This window comes from Catenulispora sp. MAP12-49, from assembly GCF_041262705.1.
GTDB lineage: Bacteria > Actinomycetota > Actinomycetes > Streptomycetales > Catenulisporaceae > Catenulispora.
The window spans coordinates 95,542-116,754 of record NZ_JBGCCP010000009.1 but is presented as its reverse complement, the minus strand read 5'-3'; the positions used below and the strand labels follow the sequence as shown (position 1 = coordinate 116,754).

Here is a 21,213-nt window from a genome sequence, read left to right as displayed (position 1 = left end):
TCGCGCGGGTGCCGGGCCTTTCGCGCGCTGTGCTTCAGCTGATCTCGTGGAACGCGTGGTAGTGGCTGTCAGCCCACTGCCGGGCCTCGTCGTGCGTTCGCTGCCCTGGGGAGCGCGTGGTGCACTCCTCGCACTGCGCCCGCCACGGCCAGCCGCCCCACGTGTGCACGATGGTGACCGGACCCCACTCGTTGCCTTGACGCTCGCGTTCGATGACGGTGTTCATCGACACACCCTCCCTCGCGCCTCACAACCCATTTCACCAGGACCCGGCCCGCCGGCGCCATCGGATATACCCCTAGGGAGCCCGCCACGGCGAGATGCTTCTTGTGACGCTGGAGTAGACGCCCCGCGCGCGGCTAATCTACGGCTCGTGACTATCGAAGACGACGACGACCTCGCCCTGCCCGCGGCGCTGGCCGCGATAGCCGCGATCGGCTTCTCCGCGGAGGCCGACGAGGACGAGCCGAGCGACGAAGAGCGCGACGACGAGCGCGACGAGAGCGAAGACACCGAGAACCTGTGGGTGGACTTCGAGCCCTTCGAGGAGTTCCTGGACTCCGAGGACACCGCCGACTGGTTCCGGAGCTGGACCGGCAACCCGGAGGCCGACGCCGACCAGTTCCGGGTCTTCGGCCAGACCGCCGACGGCGGCTACGCGGCCTTCTGGCTGGTCCGCGAGGACGCGCCGCTGGCCGAGCAGCCGGTGGTGTTCCTGGGCTCCGAGGGCGAGACCGGGGTGGTCGCCTGCGACCTGCCCTCGTTCCTGTGGCTGGTGGCCGACGGATCGGGCCCCTACGAGGCGGTGGAGCACCCCACGCGCCGCTCCAACCCGCACCCGGAGTTCACGGCCATCGCCGACAAGCACGCCGGGACGGACCGCATGACGGCCCGCGAGGTGGTCGCCGCGGCCCGGGACGAGTTCCCGGACTTCGAGGACACCATGGTGGAGCTTTCGCGCTGAGCGCGGTGTGACCCGCGCGGAGCACGATGCGGCATAGTGCGGGCACGATGCGGGCGGCGACAGTGGCGCCCCATCGTGTCCGGCTTGGCGGTGCCCGGGCGTACGGCCGGATCAGTACCCGAGCACGCGCCCCGATCAGCCCTTTGGCGCGCGGGCCCGATCGGTGCCCGAGCACGCGGCCCGACCGGCGTCTCGGCGCGCGGGCCCGATCGGTGCCTGAGCGCCCGAGCCGATCAGTACCCGAGCACGCGCCCCGATCAGTGCCCGGACACATGCCCCGGCAGCACGCACACCGCGTCGATCCCGAGCACGTGGTTCAGCCGCCCGAAGGCCAGCCACGAGCCCAGGCACATCGTCAGCTCGACCACCTCCGCCTGCGAGTAGCAGCCCAGCATCCGGCCCCAGAACTCGTCGTCGAGCCCGTGGTGGTCCAACGCGTAGCGCTCGGCGTACTCGGCGGCCACCCGGGTCCGCTCGTCCAGGGACTGCGCGCCGCGCCAGTCGGCGACCGCCGTGTCGAAGCCGTCCTCGACCTTCTCCCCGGCGCGCTCGGTGCGCCAGTCCAGGCAGAACAAGCAGCCGTTGATCTGCGCGATCCGCAGGCGGGCCGCTTCGAACTCGCGCAGGCCCAGTGTCGTGTGTTCGTACACCGCCATCGAGAAGGCCGCCGCCGCGGGGCCGATGCCGGGCACCATCTCGCCCCACACGTAGCCGATCGGTTCCTTGCCCTCGGGCATGTCGATGATCACTGCGTTCCTTCTTCCCAGATCCCGGTCGCCGGACGGACGGGCACGTCCAGCGCGTCGTAGAGCCCGGGCTCGCGCCCGGCCAGCCACCCGATCGCGCCGACCAGCCGGCCCACCGCGGTGGCGTTGCCGCCGGCCGAGCGGTTCCCGCCCTCGTCCTCGGCCTCGAGCGTGACCTCGATCCGCGGCTCGCCCTCGATCACCACGCGGTGCGCTCCTACCCCGTCAGGGGCCTGCGGCCAGTGCGGTGCCACCGAGCCGTGGATGCGCGTCACGTGTTCGATCACGATCCGGGGCACGCCCCCGATCTCGCCGCGCACCTCGAAGCGCACCCCGCCCTGCGTGCCGGCGGCGAACTTGCCCATCGTCGGCGTCTCGGCGTCGATGTCCAGCGCCGCGCGCTCCACGTGCTCGGTGATCGCCGACAGCTCCGCGCCCAGGGCCCGCGCCATCAGCCGGATCTGCCCGCCCCACACCATCGTGGGCACGCCCGGCGCGGTCATCGGCGGCTCGTAGTCCATCGGCTGCCCCATGCCGACCAGGTAGCGGACCGAGTCCTCCTGGTCGTAGGTCGCGTAGTCGAAGATCTCCTGGCACCGCAACGCGCTGATCCGGGAGCCGAGCCCGGTCATCATCAGCGGCAGCACGTCGTTGGCCCAGCCGGGGTCGACGCCGGAGGCGAACAGCGATCCGCCGCCGGCGGCCACCGCCGCGAGCACGCGCTCGCGCTGGTCGGGCGGCGCGCTGTGCGGGTCGTAGAACGCGTACAGGGCCGGCGTGACCACGATCGCGCCGGCCCGGACCGCGCGGACGACGTCGTCCAGCGCCTCGTCCGGCCGCACGTCCCCGGACGCGGCGTAGACCACGGCCTTCGCCCCGGCCAGCGCCGCCTCGGCGTCGTCGGTGGCCGCGACGCCGAGCGGCCGCCCGAGCCCGGCCAGCTCCCCGGCGTCGCGCCCGACCTTGCCCGGGTCGTGCACCAGCACCGCGCACAAGCTCAGGCCGGGACGTGCGGCGACCGCCCGGATCGCCGCACGCCCGATGTTCCCGGTACCCCACACCAGCGTGGGGATCAGCTCATCCGCCATTGGCGATGATGTTCTCGATGTTGCGCTCGGCCAGCGCGGTGATGGTCACGAACGGGTTCACGCTGGTGTTGCCGGGGATCAGCGCGCCGTCCATGACGTACAGCCCCGGGTAGGCGGTCAGCCGGCCGTAGTTGTCAGTGGCCTGGTTCAGCACCGCTCCGCCGAGCGGGTGGTAGGTCAGCTCGTCCTGCCAGGTCTTGTAGGTGCCGAACAGGTCGGTGCGGTAGATCGTGCCCTCGGTCGAGTTGATCTTGTCGAAGATGGTCTTGGCCATCGTGATGCCGTCCTGCTTCCACGCCTGCTGCCAGCTCAGGTCCACCTTCTGCGTGCTGGCGTTCCAGGAGAACGCCGCGCGGTGCGGGTTCTTCGTGATCGACAGGTACAGCGAGGCCCAGGTCTCGATCCCGATCGGCAGCGGGGCCACCTCGGCGAACGCGCCGCCGTTGGTCCAGTTGTCGATGCCGCCGCAGGGGACCGTGGACTGCTGGGAGCCGGTGGGATCCCAGATCTGGTTGGCGCGGCCGACCATGATGTTGCCGTTGTCGCCCCAGTTCTGGCCGACCTGGGCGTTCAGGTTCGGCAGCTGCCCGGTGTCGCGCATCTGCACCAGCAGCTTGCTGGTGCCCACGCTGCCGGCCGCGAAGATCACCTTGTCCGCGGTGACCTCCTTGGAGACGACCACGTTCCCGGTGGTGTCCAGTTGGTTCATCAGGACCGTGTAGCCGCCGCCGGAGGCCGGGGACACCGAGGTCACCTTGTGCAGCGGCGAGATGTTGACCTTGCCGGTGGCCAGCGCGGCGGGGATGTAAGTCTTCTGCAGGGATTTCTTGCCGTAGTTGTTGCCGTAGAGCAGTTCCTGGCCCAGTGCAGAACGAGGGACCGTGCCGGCGTCCTCCTGCTGCATGTAGTTCCAGTCGTACACGTCGGGCACGAACACGTACGGGAACCCGGACCGCCCCGCCTGCTTCTGCCCCACCCGCGCGAACTGGTACCAGGCGGTGGTGTTGAACCAGCTGTTCGGGATGACCCCGGCGCCGAGCCCGGCGTTGGCCCGCGGGTAGTACACGTTGTACATCTCGGCCGGGTTCACCGAGGGCAGGATCGCGCCGAAGTTCTCCTGCTTCGGCGTCACGGCCATGCCGCCGTTCACCAGCGACCCGCCGCCGACGCCGCGGCCCTGGTAGACGGTGATCCCGGCGAAGTCCTCGGCGTCCAGGATGCCGGTGTACGACGGGATGGCGCGGTCGATCGGGATCCCGAGGAAGTAGCCCACCGGCTGCTTGGTCTCGGTCCGCAGCCAGAACGACCGCTGGTCCGGGCTGGTCAGGTTGCAGAAGATCTTCCCGTCCGACCCCGGGGTGTCCCAGGCCATGCCCATCTCGATCATCTCCACCGCGACGCCGGCCTGGGCCAGCCGCAGTGCCGCGACCGAACCGCCGTATCCGGTGCCGATGATCAGCGCCTGGACGTGGGCCCCGTTGGAGATGGGGGTGCTGCGCGGCGCGGCGGCCGCGGCCCGGGAGGCTGAGAAGCCCCCGAGGGCCGCGGCGCCCAGGACCGTGCCTGTACCGGCCAGGAATCCGCGCCGTGACAGACCTCGGGCTCCTGGGTCCCTCCTTGGTGTTGCGCTCATGTGACACTCCTCACATGGTGCGGAATTTGAGAACTTGTGTACTACCGCCCGCATGAGAAGTCACGACTTACTGACGAGTAATATAACGGGACGTCAGATCAGAAAGCCCAGGTAGATCGCGTGGAAATCGCGCCGAACCGGTCAGCACCGGTCAGCGCGGAGTCTGGCTCCGGTAGGTGTGGCCCAGCTCCGGGCCCAGTCCGAAGTAGTGCCGGAAGTTGTAGACCAGCGGACTCCAGGCCGCCGGCTCGACGTGGTTCGTCCCCGGGATCACGATCGCGGGGTCCGCGTGCACCTTCAGGACCTGCGCCTCGACGATGAGGAAGTCCTCGGTGAGGTCCGGCAGGATCCTGGCAACCGCGGCCTCAAATTGCAGCCCGCACTCGGCGACCCTCGGCGGGGTGACAACCTCCGATTCCCTTGCTGTGAACCCCGATACGCCGAACTTGTCAGGCTCGAACCGCATCCCCGCCGGCTTGCTCTCCGGCACCGGGAAGCGGCCGGTGACCGGGGCCAGACTCTCGACCCGCCGCCACAGGTGCGGCCCGGGGACGTTGATCACGACCTGCGGGCGGCGCGCGAGGTTGTACGCGGTCTGGCCCTCGGCGCCGAGCCCCATGACGATGGTGTGACCGAGTGCCCACGCCGAGGAGATCGGGGCGAGGTTGGCGGAGCCGTCGTCGTTCTCGGTCGACAGCAGGACCACCGGGGTGCCGAAGTAGAGAATGCTCGGCTCGATCACGATGTGCTCGGCGCGGGCGGTACTGAGTGAGCTCGTCATGCGGCGACCGTAGGCACCGGACGTTTCGGCGGCCGCCGAACGATGCCCGGAGAATAATCACAGCTATGAGCACTACCGGCCCCACCACCGCGAACCCCCTGCTGGCCGGCGCCGACCTGGCCGCGATGGCCCGCCTGCTGGCCGACGGCACCCGCGCCACCTTCTGCCTGGCCCTGCTCGACGGCCGCGCCTGGACCCCGACCGAACTGGCCCGGCACGCCGGCGTCGCCCCGTCCACCGCCACCGAGCACCTGAACGCGATGGTGACCGGCGGCCTGCTGGCCGAGGAACGCCAAGGCCGGCACCGCTACGTCCGCCTGGCCGACCAACAGGTCGCCGAACTCATCGAGACCATGGCCGCGGCCGCCCCGGTCCGCGCCACACCGCCCCCGCGCACCCTGTCCGCCGACAGCCGCCGCCGCGCCCTGGCCCACGCCCGCACCTGCTACGACCACCTCGCCGGCCGCGTCGGCGTGGCCATCGCCGACGCCATGACCGCCCGCGACCTGGTCGACTGGCACCACGGCCTGAGCCTGACCCCCGACGGCGAACGCTGGCTGGCCGACCTGGCGATCGAAGTCCCGGCCGCCTCCAAACGCCCTGCCCTCCGCCCCTGCCTGGACTGGACCGAACGCCGCCCGCACCTGGCCGGCGCCGTCGGCGCGGCCCTGTGCGAGCACGCGCTGGACCACGGCTGGATCAAGCGAGTCGGCACCTCGCGCGCGGTGCTGGTCACGACGCGGGGGCGCGATGTGTTCCGGGAGCGGCTGGGGCTGTCGGAGCAGGTACTGACGCCGGCGGCGGGCTGACGCGGCGCGTCTGAGCGCAGCGCCTCGACGACGGCCGCTATCAGGACCGTGACGCCGAACAGGCCGGCCACCGCCCTGTTGAAGGTCACGACACCCTTGTCCCGCACCGGATCCCCATCCAGGCCGCGCCACGGGATCCGCTCGGCCAGGCCGTTCACGTTGAGCGCGACCGGGATCGCGCCGACGGCCAGCGCGATCACTGCGAGTTTGATCAGCACACCGGGATGGTACGCCCGCCGCCTGCCGCACCGGCCAAGCTAGCCAGTTCCCTGATTCTGTCCCGTCATCCCCGCGGGTCCGCGGCCTATGCCGCATCCCCCTGGCGCTCGCCGAACCGTCGCGCCAGCCGGCACCCGCCCCGCGCCCGAGCGACGCCGAATCAGAGCTCGAATAGCTTCACCACCGCGCGCGGCAACTCCGGGTCCGGCGTGGTTCGGCTCGCCGCGTCGCTCCGTTTCGGGTTCAGAAGGGGTGGAACATGTCAGCAGCCTCGATGGGTGTGCGAAGAGCGATGGGTGTGCGGAGAGCCTTGGCGTTCCTGGGAATGCTGGTGCTCAGCTGCGCCGCGGTGGTCGCCGGGCCGGCGGTTCGGGCGCACGCCGCGGCCGACGTCGCGGTGCAGCTCGGCTATGCCGACAACCTGCGCGCGAACCCCGCCAACTTCCCGACGCCCTGGGAAGGCGCGCCGGACGTCACCTACGGCGGCTGCACCGGCGGCTGCACCTTCGACGCCGGCGCGGTGCGGGTCATCAACAACACCGGCGTCGGGGTCACCGTCGACTACATCCACGTCAGCTTCGGCACCTGTGTGTACGACATCTGGCGGCACAACGTGCCGCTCGCGCCGAACGGGCAGTACATCGTCACCCAGACGATCAACTCCTTCAGCGCCGGCTGCACCTCCGACGGCTCCTTCGACACCTCCGACATCGGGCCGAACGGCGCCGACTGGTCCGGGGACTGCAACCAGTCCAACGTGGTTCCGCTGGTCACCGTGTCGATCGACGGCGTGGTCAGCGACTTCAACGACACCGGCAAGATCCTCAACACCGGCGGCGTGGACGGCGCCAGCTGCGGCATGGGCAACGAGTCCCAGCAGTGGGCCCCGGTCGGCAGCGTCTCCTGCCCCGGCTCGATCCTGAGTCTGGCCCCGCCGCAGCAGGACCTCGCGGTCGGCACCCAGGCCTCTGTCACCGCCAACCTGGTCAACAGCTGCGGCGACCCGCTGCAGGGCGCGCCGATCGCCTTCAAGGTCGCCAGTGGTCCGAACGCCGGCCTGACCGGCAGCGCCACCACGGACGCCGGCGGCAACGCCACGTTCACCTACACCGGAACGGTGTCGGGCACGGACGTCATCGGCGCCTCGACGACGAACCCGGCCGGCACCATCACCTCCAACAACGTCCAGGTGACCTGGCTGACGCTGCTGACCGGCGACGCCTACGGCCTGAAATCCTCCGGCCTGGTCGGCATCGCCCCGACGCCCGAGGCCGGCCCGGTCGCGGTGACCGGGGCGAGCACCAGCTCCCCGCCGTGCGACGCGAACATCCTCGGCCTGATCATCACCGCCAACACGCTGTGCGCGAACGTCTCCACCGCGGTGAACCCGGACTCCTCCACCGCCGACGCCTCGGTGCAGCACGTCGGCATCGCCGTCCTGGGCCTGCCGGCGATCCAGATCGGCGCGGTCGCGTCCACCTCGCACATGGTCTGCGCCGGCGGCACCGGCGGAACGAGCATCGCGTCCATCACCGTCGGCGGCATCACCGTCCCGATCAGCGTGAATCCGGGGCCGAACACCACGGTGAACGTGCTCGGCATCAAGCTGATCCTGAACGAGCAGATCGCCACCGGCACCGCCACCGACCACACGCTGACGGTCAACGCGGTGCACGTGATCGTGCCCGGGCTGCTGGACACGGTCGTGGCGTCCTCGACCAGCGACATCCACGGGTGTGCCTGAGCCCTGAGATGAGCTGAACGGGATCGGTGCCTGACAAAAGCCGGGCACAAGCCAGACACCAGAAGGCCCGGCCGGGGATCACCCGGCCGGGCCGTCCTGTCAGTGGGCGGCGTCCCGCCCGGCGGGCTCGTCAGCCTGAGCAGGCGGTGATCATCGCCGTAGAGTCGCTCGTTATCGCGTTCATGTCGGGCGTCTTGCCGGAGGAGGCCTGGCTGGCCATGCCGACCCAGTCGTCGCCGAGCTTGTTGATCGCCGCGGCGGCGGCCGGGTTGGAGGACTTGCCCGCGTCGGCGTGCAGTTTGTCCCCGATCCCCTTGATGGCGGCGATCGCGCCCCCCAGGTTGCCGGCGGCGTTGGATATCGTGGTGGAGCCGTTGGTCAGGTCCGTCATGGCCGCCGAGCACCCCGGGTCGCTGCCGCCCAGGCCACCGGTGCTGCCGCCGGTGCTGGAGTCGTCCGAGGAGGAGCTGCTGCTGCCGCCGGTGCTGGAGCCGTCGGAGGACGAGCTGCTGCTGCCGCCGGTCGAGGAGTCGTCGCTGGAGGAGCTGCTGTGGGACGTGAGGCCCCCCGTGAGCGGATTCGCGCCGCCGGTGGCCGCCGCCGGGGTGGTGCCGGACGAGGAGCACCCCCCGAGCAGGATGACCGAGGAGGCCAGGGCCGTGCCGACGAGAATCCGTATGCCACGCGTCGTGGACATTGGTAATACCCCCATTGTTGTTTGGACCTGCGAAGTGCTCCGCCACGCTACCGCAATGGGTTGACGGCGAGCGCACAGACGAGAGGGTTAACCCCAATAGTCCGCCTCAAACGTAGGCGGTCTGAGACTAACGCGTGACGTCGACCACTGAGATGATCTTTATGGCCGCCGCGACGGTCTCCGCCAGCGTCCGCGTCACCGGTGCGCCGAACCTGTGCGCCAGGCGAATCAGGTAGCGATTCCTTTCCGGATTCGGGCAATCCGGCGGACAGCCGAGGACCGCGCGGCCGGAGCGCGCGACCAGACCGAACTCGACATTCGTCGTGAACCCCGGCAGAGTGCGCAGATCGCGCGGGATCCAGAACAGGATCGCCGAGGCGCGGTCCAGGCCCTCCCACTCCCACTCGATCTGGTCCTCGTACTCGGTTTCGCGCAGACCGCCGGGGTTCTCCGGGGCCAGGATGTGCAGCGTGTCAGGCTTCTTCCAAGCGTTTTTCAGAGCCTGGACCGCCTGCGGCCGCCAGGAGGCGACGGCCTCGGAACGGGGCGTCGGTCCGGCCAGGAAGACGCTGGGGCCGGACGGGATGGGCTCGCGGGCCCACACAACGGAAACGGTCACGCCGCCATCATCGCCGCAGGGCCGGGCACCCGGTGTTCTCCCCGAATCCACCATCGGCGGTTACCGTGCCAAAAGGGGACGCCATCTCAATCCTCTGGGAAAGACAGGAGCCCGCGTATGTCGCTGACCCGCCGCCGCCTGCTGACCACCGCCGCCGCCACCTCGGCGCTGTCCGTGCTGCCGCCCTCGCTGAGCAAGGCGATGGCCGCCGCCGCGGACACCAGGCTGCACTCGCTGGACCAGATCGAGCATGTCATGATCCTGATGCAGGAGAACCGCAGCTTCGACCACTACTTCGGCACGCTGTCCGGCGTGCGGGGATTCGGGGACCGTGACGCGCTCCGGCTGCCCGACGGCCGTCCGGTGTTCTACCAGCCCGACACCGCCAACCCCGACGGCTACACCCTGCCGTTCCGCATCGACACCACCAAGACCAGCGGTGCCAAGTACCCCAGTACGGACCACAGCTGGCCCGGCCAGCACAAGTCCTGGAACAACGGCGCGATGGACGGCTGGATGGCCGCGCACCGCACGGTCGACGGCGGCCCGTGGTCCATGGGCTACCTGACGCGCGAGGACCTGCCGTTCCACTACGCGCTCGCCGACGCCTTCACCGTGTGCGACAACTACCACTGCTCGGCCTTCGGTCCCACGCACGCCAACCGCCTGTTCGCGATCAGCGGCACCAACGACCCGGACGGCGTGGCCGGCGGCCCGGTGGTGAGCAACAGCAACCCGGCGCCGTTCCGCTGGACCACCTACGCCGAGCGCCTGGAGGCCGCCGGGATCAGCTGGCGCTACTACGTCGGCAACACCGCCGGGTCGGATCTGGGCTGGTTCCAGAACTTCCAGAACGCCCCGCACGACTCGTCCCTGTGGGTCAACGGGATGCAGCCGCGGCCGCCGCAGGCGATCGCCGACGACATCGCGAACGGGGACCTGCCCGCGGTGAGCTGGCTGAACTCGCAGTATCTGCCCTCGATCGGGCTGCCGGAGGCCAGCGAGCACCCGCCGGCGCTGCCCGGGGCCGGCGCGGAGTACATCTGGGGCGTGCTGGACGCGCTCGGGCAGCACCCCGAGGTGTGGGCCAAGACCCTGCTGCTCATCACCTACGACGAGAACGACGGCCTGTTCGACCACGTCCGGCCGCCGACCGCGCCGCCCGGGACGCCGGGGGAGTGGATCACCGTCGACCCGCTGCCCGCGGAGTGCCAGGGCATCGCGGGCCCCTCCGGGCTCGGGTTCCGGGTGCCCACGATCGTGGTCTCGCCGTGGAGCGCCGGCGGGTACGTGTGCTCGGAGGTGTTCGACCACACCTCGACGCTGCGTTTCCTGGAGCGCCGCTTCGGCGTGCGGGAGACGAACATCAGCGACTGGCGCCGCTGCACCGTCGGTGACCTGACCGGGACGCTGCGTATGCACGAGCGGCCGGAACGGACCTTCCCGAAGTTCCCGGACGCCGCCGCGCTGTACCAGCAGGAGCTGAACGAGGTCGCCACACTGCCCCCGGTGGTACCGCCGACGGTGCAGAGCATGCCGCGCCAGGAACCCGGTCACCGGCTGCGCGTGGGTTGAGACGAATAGTCCGTTTTGCGTGCACCGGGAAGGCCCTGAGAAGACCTCGGGGCCTTCCCGTTTCCCTTTGTCGCGACGGTGATCCGGCCGCCACGCATCGTGAGAAATGTGGTCTATGGCACCGGAAAGCCTTACGGGCGGTGCGTCCCATATTCACTGCATGTCATCGTTCTTGTGATTTGCTCAGGGTTGTGCTTACCGTCGGGGTCATGCCCCGCCGCGAGCGGGGACCTCGCCGGCCGGCACGCCCCTTCCTGCCCCGGACCGCGAGAGTCATTCGAACCCGACCCCCGTGAGCGGAGCAGGATGCGGGCGCCCAGGCGCCCGCCGGCGTGGCGGAGAGAGTGCAAGCCTTCAGATGTTCAACCTGTCCAGCCGCAAGAAGACCGGGATCGTCGTGGCCTCCGTGGCCGGCGCCGCCGTCGTGCTGCCCGCCCTGATGGCCGCCACCGCCAGCGCCGCCAGCGTCTCGACCTGGGACCAGGTCGCGGCGTGCGAGAGCGGCGGCAACTGGTCGATCAACACCGGCAACGGGTACTACGGCGGCCTCCAGTTCTCGACCAGCTCCTGGCTGGGCGCCGGCGGCGGCAAGTACGCCCCGCGTGCCGACCTGGCCACCAAGGACCAGCAGATAGCCGTCGCCGAGAACCTGCTGGCCTCCCAGGGCCCGGGCGCCTGGCCGGTGTGCGGTCTGCGGGCCGGCCTGAGCGCCGGCGGCGCCCCGGCCGCCGTGAACCCGGGCAGCGGCTCGAGCAGCTCCAGCACCACCCAGAGCCAGCCCAAGGCGCAGACACAGACGCAGACCCAGACCTTGCAGGCGCCCAAGCAGCAGCAGGCCCAGCCGGCCCCGGCCGTCCAGGTCCAGCCGACCGGCGCGACCTACGTGGTCAAGAGCGGCGACACGCTGTCCCAGATCGCCGTGAGCCACCACGTGGCCGGCGGCTGGCAGAGCCTGTTCCAGCTGAACAAGGGCCAGATCTCGAACCCGAACCTGATCTTCCCGGGCCAGGCCGTCAAGCTCTGAGCGTCATCAGAGCACTGATCTGCCGACCGCAGCCCCGGACCGCGTCACGCGGGCCGGGGCTGCGGCGTGCCGGCGCGGGCCTCGGCGACCGCGTCCAGAACGAGCTTGAGCGTCGTCGCAGCATCCTGCTTCGCCGAATCCATCACCAGGTGCGGCTCCGGCCACGTCTCCCACATTCCCTGCATCCGCACCACGTGCTCCCACGGCACCGTCGGCCGCCAGCCGGGGATGCCGCGGTCCCGGCCCTCGACCCGCGACCGGTGCATCTCCGGGTCCGAACACAGGCACTCCACCCCGACGAAGCGCGCCCCGAGGCTCTCGGTCACCCGCCGACACCGTTCCCGCGAGACGACTTCGTGTCCTGTCGCGTCGAGCACCACGTCCAGCCCGAGCTGCAGCTGCCGCGCGAGTGCCGCGATCAGCATCGTCTCGGCCAGCGGGTCCACGTTCTCGTCGGTCAGCACCCGGAACGGGGTCAGGGCCCCGAGCCGCCAGTCCATGGAGAACACCGCCGCCCGCAGCTCCCGGGCCAGTCCCTCGGCCAGCGTGCTCTTGCCGGCCCCCGGCGCCCCGGCGACCAGCACGGCCACCGGCGTCGCCGAAGGGTCCAAAGGCGTCAGTCGTTCGTAGCGCTGGAATACGGGCTCGTAGTCAGTCATGAACCGACACTAGGCATGGCGCCGCGCGGAGCCCCAGGGCTTTCGCTCATGGCGAACGCCACCGGCTATCCCTTCAACCGCCCCAACCGCTCCACAGCCTCGGCCAGCACCTCGTCCTTCTTGCAGAACGCGAAGCGCACCAGGGCGCGCGCGGCCTCCTTGTCGTCGTAGAACACCTGGTTCGGGATCGCGACGACGCCGCACAGCTCGGGCAGCTCGCGGCAGAACTCCAGGCCGCCCTTGTCGCTCAGGGCACTGACGTCCGTGGTGACGAAGTACGTGCCGTCGGGCCGGAACACCTCGAAGCCGGCCGCGCTGAGCCCGTCGGCGAGCAGGTCGCGCTTGCGTTCCAGGTCGGCGCGCAGGGTCGTGAAGTACTCGTCCGGCAGCGCCAGCGCGGCCGCGGCCGCGTACTGGAACGGGCCGCTGGCCACATAGGTGAGGAACTGCTTGGCGCTGCGGACCGCGGAGACCAGCGCCGGGGGAGCGGTCACCCAGCCGACCTTCCAGCCGGTGAAGGAGAACGTCTTGCCGGCCGAGCCGATGGTCACCGTGCGCTCGCGCATGCCCGGCAGCGTGGCCAGCGGGATGTGCTCGGGGCCGAACGTCAGGTGCTCGTAGACCTCGTCGGTGACGACCAGCAGGTCGCGCTCGCAGGCCAGCTGTGCGATCGCCTCGGACTCCGCGCGGGTGAGCACCATGCCGGTCGGGTTGTGCGGGGTGTTCAGCAGGAGCAGGCGGGTGCGATCGGTCACGGCGGCGCGCAGCGCGTCCAGGTCCGGCCGGAAGTGCGGCGGGCGCAGCGTCACCGGCACGCGCACGCCGCCGGCCATCGCGATGCACGCGGTGTAGGAGTCGTAGTAGGGCTCGAAGGCCACCACCTCGTCGCCCGGTTCCAGCAGGGCCAGCAGCGCCGCCGCGATGGCCTCGGTGGCCCCGGCGGTGACCAGCACCTCGGTGTCCGGGTCGAAGTCCAGGCCGTAGAAGCGCTTCTGGTGCTGGGCGATCGCGGTCCGCAGCTCCGGGATGCCGGGCCCGGGCGGGTACTGGTTGCCGCGTCCGGACAGCACGGCATCGGCCGCGGCCTGCTTGATCTGCTCGGGCCCGTCGGTGTCCGGGAAACCCTGGCCGAGGTTGATCGAACCGGTGGCCACGGCCAGGGCCGACATCTCGGCGAAGATGGTGGTGCCCATCGGGGCCAGGCGGCTGTTCACGTAGGGCATGCGCATATTCGCCATCCTGCCGTACCGGCGGCGCCACGGCCGGTCAAGGCCGGGCCCGGCCCGGCGGCGGGCCCCGGTATGCCAGGCTTGGCCCATGGACTTGCGCATCTTCACCGAGCCGCAGCAGGGCGCCGACTACGACACCCTCCTCACCGTCGCCAAAGCCACCGAGGACCTGGGCTTCGACGCGTTCTTCCGCTCCGACCACTACCTGAAGATGGGCGGGGTGACCGGCGAGCCGGGCCCCACCGACGCCTGGATCACCCTGGCCGGCCTGGCCCGCGAGACCAGCCGCATCAAGCTGGGCACCCTGGTCAGCCCGGCCACCTTCCGGCTGCCCGGCCCGCTGGCCATCACGGTCGCCCAGGTCGACGCCATGGCCGGCCCGGGGCGCGTGGAGCTGGGCCTGGGCACCGGCTGGTTCGCCGACGAGCACACCGCCTACGGCATCCCCTTCCCGGACAAGCGCTTCGGCCTGCTGGAGGAGCAGCTGGAGATCGTCACCGGGCTGTGGAACACCCCCGACGGCGCCACCTACAGCTTCAAGGGCGAGCACTACACCCTGGAGGACTCCCCGGCGCTGCCCAAGCCGGTCACCAGGCCGCACCCGCCGATCATCATCGGCGGCGGCGGCCCCAAGCGCACCCCGCGCCTGGCCGCGCGCTATGCCAGCGAGTTCAACACCTCCTTCCGCCCCTTCGACGACAGCGACAAGCTGTTCGCCACGGTCCGCGAGGCCGTCAGCGCCAACGGCCGCTCGCCGGAGTCGATGACGTACTCCGCCGCCCTTGTCGCCTGCGTCGGCCGCGACGAGGCCGAGTTCGCCAAGCGCGCCGCCGCCATCGGCCGCGAGCCGTCCGAGCTGCGCGAGAACGGCCTGGCCGGCACGCCGGCGGAGGTCGTGGACAAGATCGGGCGCTACGCCGGCATCGGGGCCCAGCGGCTGTACCTGCAGATCCTCGACCTGTCCGACCTGGACCACCTGGAGCTCATCGCCTCCGAGGTCATGGGACGGCTGTAGTACCGATCCCGATGTCCAGTACTCAAGGAGCCGGCCGCGCAGGCCGTGCCGATCGCACCGATCGCACCGATCGCACCGATCGCACTGATCGCAGCGACCTCGCGGCCGACTGCGCCAACTGCTTCGCGCTGTGCTGCGTGGGGCTGGCGTTCACGGCGTCCCAGGACTTCGCCGTCGACAAGTCCGCCGGGACGCCGTGCCCCAACCTCGCCGCCGACGACCGCTGCTCGATCCACACCGGACTGCGCGGCCGCGGCTTCAAGGGCTGCACCGTCTACGACTGCTTCGGCGCCGGCCAGAAGCTGTCCCAGCAGACGTTCGGCGGCGTGTCCTGGCGACAGGCCCCGCAGACGGCGCCGCGGATGTTCGCGGCGCTGCCGGTGATGCGCCAGCTGCACGAGATGCTCTGGTACCTGGCCGAGGCCGAGTCGCTGGCCTCGGCCTCGGCGCTGCGCGCCGAACTCGGCTGGTCGGCCGAGGAGACCGAACGCCTCGCCGGGCTCCCGCTCGACGATTTGTTGGCGCTGGACCTGTCCGCGCACCGGGCCGGTATCAGCGAGCTGCTTTCCGAGGTCAGCTCCCTGATGCGGGCCGGTGTCGGGGCAGGGCGGAAGAAGGACCGGCGCGGCGCGGATCTGATCGGCGCCCGGCTGCGCGGTGCCGACCTGACCGGGGCCGACCTGCGCGGCGCCTACCTGATCGGTGCCGACCTGACCGGGGCCGATCTGCGGCGCGCGGACCTGATCGGCGCGGACCTGCGCGACGCGAACCTGGCCGGCGCCGATCTGACCGGCGCGATCTTCCTGACCCAGACACAGGTGAACGCGGCGCTCGGAGACGCCGGGACGAGGATCCCCGAAGGGCTGACGCGGCCGTCGCACTGGGAGTGAGGGCCGCCGTCCGGGCTCGCCGGCCTCGGTCCGGCTCATCCATGCTCGTCCATACTCGGCAAAACAGACTTAACGCTGTATTCGTCTATATATTCGACCTAAAGGTGCTGCGTCGCCGCGATCAAGGTTGCCGCCCGCCACGAAAGCCCCCCATCCGGCCGCTGTTCATTACCGTCCCACCAACACCACCGCGCCGTTGGGCATCAGGCGTTGAGCGTATTTGAGGTGCGCACCCCGGCCAGGCGAACCTCGACCACCTGGACTGCGCGTGTCCGGCAATCCGTCCAGTGCCCCCGGCTCCCGCCCCGACGAGGCGCTATCCGTGCTGAGTGCGGCCGTGGCGGCGTCTAATAGTCCTTACGTTGCCGTTTCGTGACGCGTTCATGGCGGATTCGTGTCCGCCAGCTCATAGCGATCATGGTCGAAACCCGAATAGGTTTTGCGCGTCAACATATCGGCGGCGCCTCCCGGGGGTAGGCGACGTGCGGAACCAGAAAGGGGCAAGCTCCCATGCGTAAGGCGATCCTCGCTATCACCGCACTCGGCGCCGCGGTTGCGTTGAGCGCGGCTGGCTGCAGCAGCTCTAAGAGCAGCGGTTCTTCTTCCACCACCGGTGGCGGGTCTTCGACCACCGCCGCGTCGGGCTCGAGCAGCAGCAGCAGTGGCACGCCCAGCTACAAGAACAACAAGGTCGGCATCCTGCTGCCGGACACCTCCTCCTCGCCGCGCTGGGTCAACTCCGACCCGAACGAGCTGAAGACGCAGTGTGCGAGCTACGGCCTGACCTGTGACATCCAGAACGCCAACGGCTCCGCGACCACGCAGACCACGCAGGCGCAGTCGATGCTCAACGAGGGCGTCGGCGTCCTGATGATCGTCAACCTGGACTCCGGCTCGGCCAAGGCGATCGAGGCCCAGGCCCAGGCCAAGGGCGTCGTCACCATCGACTACGACCGCCTGACGCTCGGCGGCAGCGCGCAGTACTACGTCTCCTTCGACAACGTGGCCGTCGGCCAGGCCCAGGGCACCGCGCTGACCAAGTGTGCCCAGGTCGCCGGCAAGTCCGCGGTGAAGTACGTCGAGGAGGACGGCGCCGCGACGGACAACAACGCGACGCTGTTCAAGCAGGGCTACGACAGCGTGCTGAGCAAGCAGGCGGGCTGGACCCAGGCCGGCGACCAGTCCGGCAACTGGGACAACCCGGCCGGCACCGCCCAGTCGGTGTTCCAGAAGCTGCTGCAGGGCGCCCCGGACCTGAACGCGGTCATGGTCGCCAACGACGAGATGGCCAACGCGGCCATCACCGTCCTGAAGCAGCAGGGCCTCAACGGCAAGGTGGCCGTCTCGGGCCAGGACGCGACCGCGACCGGTCTGCAGAACATCCTGACCGGCGACCAGTGCTTCACGATCTACAAGCCGGTCAAGGGCGAGGCCGACGTGGCCGTCAAGCTGGCCAGCCAGATCCTGTCCGGCCAGAAGCCGACCGCGCCGTCCACGGTCCACGACCCGACCGGCAACCGTGACGTCCCGTCCTACCTGGCGACCCCGGTCGTCGTGGACAAGAGCAACATCACCCTGCCGTTCACCGACGGCTACCAGAAGGCCTCCGACGTGTGCACCGGCAACTTCGCCGCTCTGTGCGCGACGGCCGGCATCAAGTAAGGAACGCCGCATACGACCGGCGGCGGCAGCGTGTCGGGTTCCCACTTTCCGACACCGCCGCCGCTGGTCGGTGCTCCGCGCGGGAGCTGCATAACCCCCCTGCGAAGCCCACACGGCGGCCGGCGGCGGTCGCTGAAGAGCAAGACCGTTCGGGCTCGACCGCTCTGGCTCGACCGTTCGATTGCTGGGCGTCATGAGTTGAGAGAGGTGTGAGGTGACGGAAACAACCACGTCCACGGCACCCCGGACGGCGGGATCGGGCGAGCCGATCCTTCAGTTGCGGAGTGTCAACAAGTCCTTCGGCCCGGTCCACGTCCTGCGCGACGTGAACTTCGAGGCCCACGCCGGCGAGGTCACCGCTCTGGTCGGCGACAACGGCGCCGGCAAGTCCACGCTGGTGAAGTGCATCGGTGGCACGTACTCCATCGACAGCGGCGAGTACGTGTTCGAAGGCCGCGACGTGAAGGTGCACGACCCCCGCGACGCGGCCGGGCTCGGCATCGAGATCGTCTACCAGGACCTCGCGCTGTGCGAGAACCTGGACATCGTCGGCAACATGTTCCTGGGCCGCGAGCGCGTCTCCGCCTGGAAGACGCTGGACGAGAACACCATGGAGCGCCTGGCCGGCGAGACGCTGGCCGGTCTGTCGGTGCGCACCGTGAAGTCGCTGCGCCAGCAGGTCTCCAGCCTGTCCGGCGGCCAGCGGCAGACCGTGGCGATCGCCAAGTCCGTGCTGTGGAACTCCAAGGTCGTCATCCTCGACGAGCCGACCGCGGCGCTCGGCGTGGCCCAGACCGCGCAGGTCCTGGAGCTGGTGCGCCGGCTGGCCGACCGCGGCCACGCGGTCATCCTGATCTCGCACAACATGCGCGACGTGCTCGAGGTCTCCGACCGGATCGCCGCGCTGTACCTGGGCCAGATGGCCGCGCAGGTCAAGCGCTCGGACGTGACCCAGACCCAGATCGTCGAGCTGATCACCGCCGGCCGTTCCGGGGACCTGGGCCTGCAGCCCGGCGCCAACGGGACCAACGGCAACGGCAACGGCCACGCCGAGGGCCTGAACGCCGCCGGCGGCACCGGCGTCGCCGAAGCCCTGGCCGCCGCCGAGGCCAACAAGACCGGCCCGACCGACGCGACTCCCGAGGGGGGCACGGAATGAGCAGCACCACCGAGAACCCCACCGGGACCGGCACCGCCGCCGAGGCGGACGGCACCACCGGTGGCACCGGCGCGGTCGGCACGCTGCTGGCCTACGGCCGCAACCGCATCGACCGGGCGCGCGGCGGCGAGCTGGGCTCGGCCCCGGCCGTGGCCGGCCTGATCGTCCTGGTCGTCTTCTTCGCGATCGTGCAGAACGGCTTCCTGTCGCTGTACAACATCGCCAACCTGGTCACCCAGGCCGCGCCGATCATCGTGCTGGCCATGGGCCTGGTCTTCGTCCTGCTGTTGGGCGAGATCGACCTGAGCGCGGGCACCGCCTCCGGCGTGTGCGCGGCGCTGATGGCGGTCATGATCGTGCGGCACAGCCTGCCGTGGTGGCTGGCCGTGATCGCCGCCGTCATCACCGGCGCCGTGCTCGGCTTCGTCATCGGCTGGCTGCGCGCCAAGGTGCGCATCCCGTCCTTCGTCGTCACCCTGGCCGCGTTCCTGTCCTTCCAGGGCATCGTGCTGATGCAGGTCGGCAAGGCCGGCTCGATCTCGCTGCCGGACCAGGCCGCCAAGCCGATCATCACGCTCGAGGGCTACAACAACAACCTGATGCCGCTGTGGCTGGGCTGGGTGCTGCTGGCCGTGGTGGCCGGCGGCTACACGCTGGTCAAGCTGCGCCTGTCGGTGAGCCGCCGGGCGGCCGGCCTGGAGGCCGAGCCGGTCCTGGTGACCTTCACCAAGACGCTGCTCATGGTGATCCTCGGCACGGTCTTCGTCTACCTGCTGGGCGAGAACCGCGCGATCCAGCAGAACGCGTTCTTCAACAACCTGAAGATCGAGGGCATCCCCTGGGTCGTCCTGCTGCTGATCGTCCTGACCGTCGGCCTGACGTTCCTGCTCAGCCGCACCCGCTACGGCCGCCACGTCTACGCCGTCGGCGGCAACGACGAGGCCGCGCGCCGGGCCGGTATCCGGGTCGACCGGATCCGCATCTCGGTGTTCGTCCTGTGCTCGCTGCTGGCCGCGGTGGCCGGCATCGTGCAGGCCTCGCAGCTGGAGTCGGTGGCCTCGAACTTCGGCGCCGGCAACACCCTGCTGCTGGCCGTCGGCGCCGCCGTCATCGGCGGCACCAGCCTGTTCGGCGGACGCGGCCGCATCATGGACGCGGTCTGGGGCGGCCTGGTCGTGGCCGTCATCCAGAACGGCATGGGCGACCTGATCAAGGGCGCGAACAGCCAGGCCTGGCAGTGGATCGTCACCGGTCTGGTGCTGCTCCTGGCGGCCGGGTTCGACGCGGCCTCGCGCCGCGTCGGCAAGGGCGACTCGCGCTGAGGCGAGAATCGGTCGGTCTCGGTCGATAATGACCGAGACCGGCTGAAACCAGCCGACACGCGCCGACATGCGCAGCGAGGAGAGAACCATGAGGGCCCGCAAGGGGTTCACCTACGGAGTGACCCAGGAGGAGCTGCGCCGGCACAACCTGTCGACTCTCTTGCGCTATGTCCACCAGCACGGGCCCACCTCGCGGGCCGTGCTCACCGCGAGCATGAGCCTGAACCGCTCGACGATCGGCGCCCTGACCGCCGACCTGTCCTCGGCCGGGCTCGTCGAGGAGGAGCTGCCCGGGCAGCACCTCGGGGCGGGGCGGCCGTCGCTGGTGGTGGTGCCCAGGGCGGCGCACGTGTACGCGCTGGCCTACATGATCGGGGTCGACTTCGTCGTCGCGGCCCGGGTGGGCCTGGGCGGGCAGGTGCTCGACCGGCGCGAGCTGTACCGCCCGCGCGGCGACTACGACCTCGAAGACGTCATGGGGCACCTGGAACGGTTCACCGGCGAACTGCTCGCCTCCGAGGACATCCCCGCCGGCGCCCTGTGCGCGGGCGTGGGGGCCGCGGTGCCGGCCGCCGTCCGCTCCACCGACGGCATGCTGCGCTTCGTTCCCAACATGAACTGGGACGACTGGGGCGACGCCCCGCTCGGCGACATCCTGCACCGCCGCCTGATGGAGACCTTCGGCATCGACGCCCCGGTCGCCGTCGGCAACGACGCGGACCTCGGCGCCCTGGCCGAACGCACCCGCGGCGCCGCGGTCGGCTGCGACGACCTGGTGTACATCGTCGGCGAGGTCGGCGTCGGCGCCGGGGTGATCGCCGGCGGCGAGGCCATGTCCGGCCACGACGGCTACGCCGGCGAAGTCGGCCACATGGTGGTCAACCCCTCCGGCCGGCTGTGCCGCTGCGGCGCGCGCGGCTGCTGGGAGACCGAGATCGGCGAGCCGGCGATCCTGGCCGCGGCCGGCCACGCCGACGGCCGCCGGGCCACCGTGGCCGAACTGGTCGCCGAGGCGGCCACGGGCGACGAGAAGTCGGTGCGGGCCCTGGAGCACATCGGCGGCTGGATCGCCCTGGGCGTGGCGAACATCGTCACGATCTTCAACCCCAAGATGGTGATCTTCGGCGGCCTGTTCGGCGACGTCTTCCCCGGCATCCAGGGGCAGATCCGCACGAACCTGCTGTCCGGGAGCCTGGGCGTGGTGCGCGAGGGCGTGCGCCTGGTGACGCCGGGCCTGGGCGCGGACTCCACGCTGATCGGGGCCGCGGAGAAGGCTTTCGAGCCGCTGCTGGCCGACCCGCTGGGATTCGTGCAGCAGCAGGCGCTCTCCGGCGGACGCGGAGCTGTGGCGGGCTGATTCCCACACCGTTTTCGGCTA

Annotated in this window: 19 protein-coding genes and 1 pseudogene; 11 read left to right on the top strand and 9 right to left on the bottom strand. The window is 70.5% G+C overall.

Features of this window, described 5'->3' with window-relative positions:
• Window positions 1–34 precede the first annotated feature (34 nt).
• Window positions 35–226, bottom strand: coding sequence for a hypothetical protein (locus tag ABIA35_RS18730; RefSeq protein WP_370344257.1), 192 nt, complete (start codon window positions 224–226; stop codon window positions 35–37).
• A 147-nt stretch (window positions 227–373) separates the two neighbouring features.
• Here ABIA35_RS18730 and ABIA35_RS18725 point away from each other — a divergent pair, with 147 nt between their 5' ends.
• Complete coding sequence (locus ABIA35_RS18725; RefSeq protein WP_370358722.1) at window positions 374–964, top strand: SMI1/KNR4 family protein; 591 nt, start codon at window positions 374–376, stop codon at window positions 962–964.
• Window positions 965–1,221: 257 nt separating this feature from the next.
• Here ABIA35_RS18725 and ABIA35_RS18720 read toward each other — a convergent pair whose 3' ends face one another.
• The 4 genes and pseudogenes from ABIA35_RS18720 to ABIA35_RS18705 all read right to left on the bottom strand — a co-directional run bounded on the left by ABIA35_RS18720 (window position 1,222) and on the right by ABIA35_RS18705 (window position 5,212).
• Window positions 1,222–1,713 carry a carboxymuconolactone decarboxylase family protein gene (locus tag ABIA35_RS18720; RefSeq protein WP_370344255.1) on the bottom strand — a complete coding sequence of 164 codons (492 nt, stop codon included), beginning with the start codon at window positions 1,711–1,713 and terminating at the stop codon, window positions 1,222–1,224.
• A pseudogene (locus ABIA35_RS18715) lies at window positions 1,714–2,786 on the bottom strand (dihydrodipicolinate reductase); the annotation flags it as partial. It abuts the gene before it with no gap.
• Between the two features lies 1 nt (window position 2,787).
• Window positions 2,788–4,431 carry a GMC oxidoreductase gene (locus tag ABIA35_RS18710; RefSeq protein WP_370358721.1) on the bottom strand — a complete coding sequence of 548 codons (1,644 nt, stop codon included), beginning with the start codon at window positions 4,429–4,431 and terminating at the stop codon, window positions 2,788–2,790.
• A 151-nt stretch (window positions 4,432–4,582) separates the two neighbouring features.
• A complete protein-coding gene (locus tag ABIA35_RS18705; protein ID WP_370344253.1) occupies window positions 4,583–5,212 on the bottom strand; it encodes a flavin reductase family protein in 630 nt (209 codons plus the stop codon).
• Window positions 5,213–5,277: 65 nt separating this feature from the next.
• Here ABIA35_RS18705 and ABIA35_RS18700 point away from each other — a divergent pair, with 65 nt between their 5' ends.
• Together ABIA35_RS18700 and ABIA35_RS18695 are read left to right on the top strand one after the other, a co-directional pair.
• On the top strand, window positions 5,278–6,021 hold the full coding sequence (locus ABIA35_RS18700) for an ArsR/SmtB family transcription factor (RefSeq protein ID WP_370344252.1): 744 nt from the start codon (window positions 5,278–5,280) through the stop codon (window positions 6,019–6,021).
• 517 nt (window positions 6,022–6,538) lie between these two features.
• A complete protein-coding gene (locus tag ABIA35_RS18695) occupies window positions 6,539–7,984 on the top strand; it encodes a choice-of-anchor P family protein (protein ID WP_370358720.1) in 1,446 nt (481 codons plus the stop codon).
• Between the two features lie 130 nt (window positions 7,985–8,114).
• On the opposite strand, the gene ABIA35_RS18690 is transcribed toward ABIA35_RS18695, so the two are convergent.
• The gene (locus tag ABIA35_RS18690) at window positions 8,115–8,681 is read right to left on the bottom strand and encodes a hypothetical protein (RefSeq protein ID WP_370358719.1); all 567 of its coding nucleotides are present in this window, start codon (window positions 8,679–8,681) and stop codon (window positions 8,115–8,117) included.
• Window positions 8,682–8,808: 127 nt separating this feature from the next.
• Complete coding sequence (locus ABIA35_RS18685; protein WP_370358718.1) at window positions 8,809–9,300, bottom strand: nucleoside 2-deoxyribosyltransferase domain-containing protein; 492 nt, start codon at window positions 9,298–9,300, stop codon at window positions 8,809–8,811.
• 117 nt (window positions 9,301–9,417) lie between these two features.
• Here ABIA35_RS18685 and ABIA35_RS18680 point away from each other — a divergent pair, with 117 nt between their 5' ends.
• Both ABIA35_RS18680 and ABIA35_RS18675 read left to right on the top strand, forming a co-directional pair.
• Window positions 9,418–10,875, top strand: coding sequence for an alkaline phosphatase family protein (locus ABIA35_RS18680; protein ID WP_370358717.1), 1,458 nt, complete (start codon window positions 9,418–9,420; stop codon window positions 10,873–10,875).
• A 358-nt stretch (window positions 10,876–11,233) separates the two neighbouring features.
• On the top strand, window positions 11,234–11,899 hold the full coding sequence (locus ABIA35_RS18675) for a transglycosylase family protein (RefSeq protein ID WP_370358716.1): 666 nt from the start codon (window positions 11,234–11,236) through the stop codon (window positions 11,897–11,899).
• A 44-nt stretch (window positions 11,900–11,943) separates the two neighbouring features.
• Here the strand turns inward: ABIA35_RS18675 and ABIA35_RS18670 are convergent, their stop codons facing one another.
• The gene (locus tag ABIA35_RS18670) at window positions 11,944–12,558 is read right to left on the bottom strand and encodes an AAA family ATPase (protein ID WP_370358715.1); all 615 of its coding nucleotides are present in this window, start codon (window positions 12,556–12,558) and stop codon (window positions 11,944–11,946) included.
• Between the two features lie 65 nt (window positions 12,559–12,623).
• On the bottom strand, window positions 12,624–13,787 hold the full coding sequence (locus tag ABIA35_RS18665; RefSeq protein WP_370358714.1) for a pyridoxal phosphate-dependent aminotransferase: 1,164 nt from the start codon (window positions 13,785–13,787) through the stop codon (window positions 12,624–12,626).
• An 88-nt stretch (window positions 13,788–13,875) separates the two neighbouring features.
• Here ABIA35_RS18665 and ABIA35_RS18660 point away from each other — a divergent pair, with 88 nt between their 5' ends.
• From ABIA35_RS18660 to ABIA35_RS18635, 6 genes are all read left to right on the top strand, one after another.
• Window positions 13,876–14,802, top strand: a complete 927-nt coding sequence (locus tag ABIA35_RS18660) for an LLM class F420-dependent oxidoreductase (protein WP_370344243.1) — start codon at window positions 13,876–13,878, stop codon at window positions 14,800–14,802.
• 11 nt (window positions 14,803–14,813) lie between these two features.
• Window positions 14,814–15,692, top strand: coding sequence for a pentapeptide repeat-containing protein (locus ABIA35_RS18655; protein ID WP_370358713.1), 879 nt, complete (start codon window positions 14,814–14,816; stop codon window positions 15,690–15,692).
• Between the two features lie 510 nt (window positions 15,693–16,202).
• Complete coding sequence (locus tag ABIA35_RS18650; RefSeq protein WP_370344241.1) at window positions 16,203–17,354, top strand: sugar ABC transporter substrate-binding protein; 1,152 nt, start codon at window positions 16,203–16,205, stop codon at window positions 17,352–17,354.
• Window positions 17,355–17,568: 214 nt separating this feature from the next.
• A complete protein-coding gene (locus ABIA35_RS18645; RefSeq protein ID WP_370344240.1) occupies window positions 17,569–18,513 on the top strand; it encodes an ATP-binding cassette domain-containing protein in 945 nt (314 codons plus the stop codon).
• Window positions 18,510–19,835: a sugar ABC transporter permease gene (locus ABIA35_RS18640; protein WP_370344239.1), complete on the top strand. Its 1,326-nt coding sequence runs from the start codon at window positions 18,510–18,512 to the stop codon at window positions 19,833–19,835. Before ABIA35_RS18645 ends, ABIA35_RS18640 begins: the two co-directional genes overlap by 4 nt.
• Window positions 19,836–19,923: 88 nt before the next feature.
• Entirely contained in the window at window positions 19,924–21,192 is a 1,269-nt protein-coding gene (locus ABIA35_RS18635) for an ROK family protein (RefSeq protein WP_370344238.1), read from the top strand.
• The last annotated feature ends 21 nt before the right edge of the window (window positions 21,193–21,213 follow it).